This window comes from Clavibacter lycopersici (assembly GCF_003576405.1).
Lineage (GTDB): Bacteria > Actinomycetota > Actinomycetes > Actinomycetales > Microbacteriaceae > Clavibacter > Clavibacter lycopersici.
The window spans coordinates 1-5,460 of the sequence record NZ_QWGT01000192.1; the positions used below are offsets into that span (position 1 = coordinate 1).

At 75.1% G+C, this 5,460-nt stretch carries 5 protein-coding genes and 1 pseudogene; 2 read left to right on the forward strand and 4 right to left on the reverse strand.

Annotated features, from left to right (window positions below; genetic code table 11):
• A pseudogene (locus DZG00_RS11740) lies at nt 1-598 on the reverse strand (hypothetical protein); the annotation flags it as partial.
• Between the two features lie 32 nt (nt 599-630).
• Nucleotides 631-1,323: an SDR family oxidoreductase gene (locus DZG00_RS11745; protein WP_119382634.1), complete on the reverse strand. Its 693-nt coding sequence runs from the start codon at nt 1,321-1,323 to the stop codon at nt 631-633.
• 129 nt (nt 1,324-1,452) lie between these two features.
• On the opposite strand from DZG00_RS11745, the gene DZG00_RS11750 reads away from it, so the two are divergent.
• The gene (locus tag DZG00_RS11750; protein ID WP_119382633.1) at nt 1,453-1,803 is read left to right on the forward strand and encodes a hypothetical protein; all 351 of its coding nucleotides are present in this window, start codon (nt 1,453-1,455) and stop codon (nt 1,801-1,803) included.
• A 123-nt stretch (nt 1,804-1,926) separates the two neighbouring features.
• On the forward strand, nt 1,927-2,385 hold the full coding sequence (locus DZG00_RS11755; protein WP_119382632.1) for an Hsp20/alpha crystallin family protein: 459 nt from the start codon (nt 1,927-1,929) through the stop codon (nt 2,383-2,385).
• A gap of 96 nt (nt 2,386-2,481) precedes the next feature.
• Here DZG00_RS11755 and DZG00_RS11760 read toward each other — a convergent pair whose 3' ends face one another.
• Both DZG00_RS11760 and DZG00_RS11765 read right to left on the reverse strand, forming a co-directional pair.
• Complete coding sequence (locus DZG00_RS11760) at nt 2,482-2,904, reverse strand: hypothetical protein (protein ID WP_147359987.1); 423 nt, start codon at nt 2,902-2,904, stop codon at nt 2,482-2,484.
• A gap of 49 nt (nt 2,905-2,953) precedes the next feature.
• Nucleotides 2,954-5,460, reverse strand: a 2,507-nt coding sequence (locus DZG00_RS11765; RefSeq protein WP_375342502.1) for a GNAT family N-acetyltransferase, incomplete at its 5' end; no start/stop codon positions are given.

Sequence of the window (5,460 nt, forward strand, 5' to 3'; positions counted from 1 at the left end):
CACAGGATCCCGCCCCCGGGCCGCCGTCCTGGCGCGCGACGAGCGGCTCGGCCGCGACCGCTCGCCCGGCCTCCGTCGCGGCCCACTCCCCCTCGCTCCGCAGGGCCGCGGCCACCCCGCCCGCTGAGACGACCGCGTCCTCGAGGTCGCGCGCCGCCCAGCCGGCGATCGCCCGGGCGAGCGCGTCGGCGTCGGCGTCGGGCGCGCAGCCGGTGACCGTGAGCAGCGCAGCACGGTGGCGGGGCGCGTTCGCGTGGGTGCGGATCCAGCCGCCGTCACGGGTCGGGAACGAGCCGGAGAGCGGATCCCACGGCGCGGGCAGCACCCAGCCCACGGGCTCCACGTGCTGCCCGCACCACGCCTCAGCGCGCCCCCGGTGGACGACGACCTCGCGGGGACCGGGAAGGTCGGCGGCGTCGGCGAGCGCGGCCACCGCGCGGCCCAGCAGGCCGAAGGCGGCCACGGCGAGGTCGGTGACGGGCAGCGCGGCGCGGAGCGATCCGCGGCCGACGACGCGCGCCTCCGCGGTCACACCGAGGACGGCCGCCGCCGCGGCGAGGCCGGAGTCGTCGTCGCCGTCCGCCGCGGGAGTCGCCATGCCCGCACGCTACGCCGACGGGCTGCCGTGGATCAGCCCCCGAACGGCCGCAGCGACACCGACTCGAGCGTGCCGTCGCGGGTCTGGTCGACCACGAGGCGCACGGCGCGCGCCACGGACGCGGGCTCGAGGTAGCGGGTCTCGTCGTACTCGCCGCCCTCCTTGGCGCGGAGCTCGCGCTGCATGTCGGTGGCGACGCGCCCCGGGTGCACGCTCGAGACGCGCACGCCGTTCGGGCGCTCCTCCTCGCGGAGCGCGTCGCCGAGCGCGCGGAGGGCGAACTTGGATCCCGCGTAGACGCCGCCCGTGGGGTTGGCCGCGAAGCCCGATCCGGAGTTCACGAGCACGACCTGCCCCTTCGCCGCCCGGAGCGCGGGCAGGAGCAGGCGCGTCACCTCGGCCACCGCGAACACGTTGACCTCGAAGACGCGGCGCCACTCCTCGACGGGCGTCCCGGCCACCGCGTCGCCGCCGATCACGCCGGCGGAGTGCACGAGCACGTCGAGCCGGTCGAGAGCGGGGACGGATCCCCCGAGCCCGCCGGCGGCGAGGTCGGCTGCCCAGCCGACGGCGTCGGGGAGGGAGGCGGCGAGCGCGTCGACGGCGTCGCGGTCGCGGCCGTGCACGATCACGCGGTGGGTGCGGCCGAGGTCCTCGGCGACGGCGCGGCCGATGCCGCGGGTGGCCCCCGTGACGAGCGCGACGGGACGGGCGGGGTCGGTCATGGGTCCTCCTGGTGGCCGGACCTCCAGGCTACCGACGGCACCCGGACACCCCGTCGGGCGTGGTCCGGGGCATGACGTAGCGTGAAGGGGTCCGCCGCCGAGCGGCCCGCCGCCCGAGAGGATCCGCCCGTGCACGCCCGCTTCCCCGCCAGCCTCGAGGTGCTGCGTCAGGAGGCCCGCGACGAGCTGGACGCCGTGATCGAGCACCGCTGCCGGAACGGCGACGATCCGTGGGAGGTGATCCCTCAGCTGCCGACCGTGGACGAGCACGTGGTCGCGACCCTCCGCCAGGACGCCCTGGAAGCCGAGGGCATGGCCGCCGAGCTGGCCCGCGTGCGCCATCCGGAGACCGCGCCCGCCGTGGTCGCGCGGTTCGAGTACCGGCTGCTCCGGGGCATCGCGCTCGAGCACCCGGACCTGTCGCGCGCGGTCTGGACGCTCATCGGACGCATGGAGCGCGACCTCCGCCGCCGCGCCTGAAGAGGTGGTGAGAGATGCATTCGCCGTCGGCGAACGCCTTGGCACTCCCCCATGCCGAGTGCTAATCTCGACGTAGTTGAGCCGAGGGGGCTCAACCCCGCAGATCATCTTCAGGAGTCGAACATGAACATGACCTTCGATCCGTTCCGCGAGCTGGACCGCGCCATGGGCGCCCTGGCCGAGACCCGCCAGGCCAACCGCCCGATGCCGATCGACCTGCACCGCGAGGGCGACACCTACGTGCTGGCCGCCGACCTCCCGGGCATCGACCCGGGATCCGTCGACATCGACGTCGACGGCCAGCTGCTGACCATCCGCGCCGAGCGCACGCTCGCCGGCGACCAGAACGTGCGGTGGCTGACGCGCGAGCGCGTCGCCGGCACGTTCCTCCGCCAGCTGACGCTCGGCCAGGGCATCGACACCGAGCGCATCTCGGCGCACTACGCCAACGGCGTGCTGAGCGTCACCATCCCCGTCAGCGAGCGGGCGAAGCCGCGGAAGATCCAGGTCACGTCCGACGAGCCGCAGGGTCAGGAGGGCCGCACGCTCACGGTGGAGCAGGGCGCGCACGCCGCGAGCTGATCCACCCGGGCGCCCGGGTCACGCTCCCGGCACCGACACGACGAGGAGCCGTCGTCCGCATCCGCGGGCGGCGGCTCCTCGTGTGCGCGGGAGGCGTCAGTCGGCGAGCGGCTCGACGGCGCCGGGCACGACCAGGCGCCAGACTCCGCCCCGCCCCTCCTCCGGACGGAGGTACAGCCGGTACTGCCCGTCCTCGGCGAGCGGGTCCGCCCCGTCGTACGTCACGGGCTCGCCGGAAGTCGTGCAGTCCACGGACGGGGAGATGACGTCGATCGTGCCGTCGGGCGCCTCCCCCTTCGTCACGCGCGTCTGACTCGCCTCGTGCACGTCGTACACGCCCGTGACGTCCACCGTGCGCCCGGCCGTGGTGACGTCCGCCTCCACGATCAGCGTGGCCCCGTCATGCCAGTCGGCCGGGCCGGAGGTCAGGATCCAGTGCCGGCACATGCCGCTGCCGCCGCCGGTCGCGCAGGCGGCGAGCGTCCCGACGGCGACGGCGACGAGGACCGCACCGGTCATGCGCCGGCCGGACCCGCGCATCCCCGTCATGCCGCCAGCCTGCCGGGCGTCAGGCCCCGTGGCGAGGCCGCAGCCCCGCATGGGGCGCGAGCGGGTTGCGCAGCGAGCCGTGGATCTGCAGCACCGGATCCGCGAGGTCCACCATGCGCCGGTTGTCGCGCAGCTGCAGCCGGTTGAGGCAGGAGCGGTCGAAGGACGGCGCGAAGAGGTCGAACCGCGCGATGCGGTCGGCGAGCTCCGGGTGCGCGCGCTCGTGGTCGGCGAGCGCCTCGGCCGCGACGCGCCACAGGCCGTCGGGCCCGAGGTCGTCGCGGTCCTCGAGGAGCGCGGCGGCGAAGCGGAGGAAGCCGTCCATCACGTCGGTGAAGACCGTGAGGGTGCGCTCGTCCTCGGGCACGTCCAGGCGGATCCGGCGCACGTCCTCCGGCAGCGTGCGCTCCGTGTCGAACAGGGCGACCTCCTCGGCGATGTCCTTCATCAGCACGCGGACGACGACGTGGTCGCGGAGCACGAGGATCACGTTCTCGCCGTGCGGCATGAACGCGAGGTCGTGCGCGAGGAGCGCGTGCGCGAGCGGCACGAGGTAGGCGTCGAGCCAGCGGCGGAGCCAGGCGGCCGCGCCGATCCCGCACGCGTCGATCAGCGCATCCAGCACCGATTCGCCCTGGGCGTCGACGTGCAGGAGGCTCGTCATGCTCATCAGCCGCTCGCCCTCCGCGAGTCCCGGCACGGGCGACTCCCGCCAGAGCGCGGACAGCATCTTGCCGTGGGAGTGGCCGGGCGGCAGGGCCGACTCGACGCGCTCGTCGCGGACGCCGACCGCGGCTACCTCGCGGAGGATCCCGAAGCCCAGCCGCGCGAACTCCTCGTCGCCCGAGACCAGCGCGTGCACCCAGTCGTTGATCGCGGGGGTGACGGCCATGTACGCCGGCGAGAGGCCGCGCGTGAAGCCCATGTTGAGGATCGAGAGCGAGGTCTTCACGTAGCAGCGCCCGGGGCTCGTGCGGTTGGCCCACGTGCGGATGGACTGCTGCGCGCCGTACTCGTCGTCGCCGGTGCCGAGCAGCACGATGTCGCGGCGCGCGATGAGGCTCGCGAAGGTCACCGTGACGACGTTCTCCCACTGCCACGGGTGCACCGGCACGAGCACGCGCTCCGCGGGGTCGATGCCGAGCCGCTCCATGCGCGCGCGGAAGCGGGCTCGGGTCGATCCGCCGAGCTCGGCGTCGAGGAACGCCTCGCGGTCGAGCCCGTCGATCGCGGTGAAGCGGGCGAGCCGCGCGTCGACGGCGAGCCAGAGGATCCGCACGTCGGCGCCCGCCTCGGGCGCGTACCTGTCGTGGTCGTCGAGGTCGAAGCCGATGCGGCCGTTGGTGGCGACGAAGCAGGGGTGGCCCTCGTCCATGGTCGACTCGACCTCCGCGTAGGACGCCGTGAGGAGGCCGCGCGCGTCGGGCACGTCGCGGAGGCGCGAGAACGCGGCGGCCGAGAGCGTGCTCTGGATCTCGTCCAGGTAGACGGGCAGCACCTCGTCGGTGATGCCGAGGCGGTCGCGGAGGTCCAGCACGAGGTCGGTCGCGTCGAGCTCGGCGGGGGCGCCGTCGACCGTGCGGGCGATGCTCCGCTCCTCGATGTCCCAGTGGTCGAGCTCGAGGATCCTGGCCCGGTACGCGTACGCGCTCCGGCCGTCGGCGCTCGCGACGCGGTAGTCGGCCCAGTCGCGGGGGTCGTGGATCGGGCGGGGCGCGCCCGGCGGCGTCGGCGGATCCATGCGCTCCGGCGCGATGAGCAGCTCGTGCGCGAACTCGGCGAGCGCCTTGCGCACGAGGTGGCGCGTGGCGGCGGCCCAGACGTCGGGGCGGAGGTGCGCGGCACGGTGGACGCGCGGGTCCGGCTCGGGGGCGTCGGGCGCGGTCGCGGTGGTCGGCGTGACGGGGACGCGGGCCGGGTCGGCGGCGTCGCGCGTGCGGTCGGGGGTCAGGGTCATGGCGTGTCCGTCCGATGAGGCGTGCAGGAGGGCGTCGTCGCGCGTGGCGACGCTGAGGAGGGCGTGCTTGGTGCCGAGGTCGACGACCCGGAGCGGCCGGAAGCCGACGCGCTCGTTGAGGCGGTGGATCGCCTGGTTGCGGACGTCCGGCTCGACGACGAGGCGACGCACGGTCGGATCCCGCAGCAGGTGCCGGACGACGTGCCGCATCACGGCGGTCGTGAAGCCGGGCAGCGGATCGCCGGACGGCGGCGCGACGAGCAGGTGCATGCCGCGGTCGCCGGGGAGCGGGTCGAGGTGCGCGCCTACGGGATCGTCCGCGGGGTCGTACGCCTCGACGAGGAACGCGGGGACGCCGTCATGCAGGCCGATCCAGGCATCGCGCCGGGGATCCGCCGCGATGGACCGGTACTCGGCCCGCACGTCGTCGAGGGTCGCGTGCTCCATCTGCCAGAAGCGGGCGCGCGGGGCGGTGACCCACGCGTGCACGAGCGCGGCGTCGGCGTCCGGGTCGAGCGGACGCATCGCGAGCGGGTAGGCCGGCGCGCGGGCGGCGGGCGGTGCGGGCG

Excerpts from the sequence above, each read along its gene's own strand:
- DZG00_RS11745 (WP_119382634.1), bottom strand. The coding sequence starts at position 1,323 with ATGACCGACCCCGCCCGTCCCGTCGCGCTCGTCACGGGGGCCACCCGC.
- DZG00_RS11755 (WP_119382632.1), top strand. The coding sequence starts at position 1,927 with ATGAACATGACCTTCGATCCGTTCCGCGAGCTGGACCGCGCCATGGGC.
- DZG00_RS11760 (WP_147359987.1), bottom strand. The coding sequence starts at position 2,904 with ATGACCGGTGCGGTCCTCGTCGCCGTCGCCGTCGGGACGCTCGCCGCC.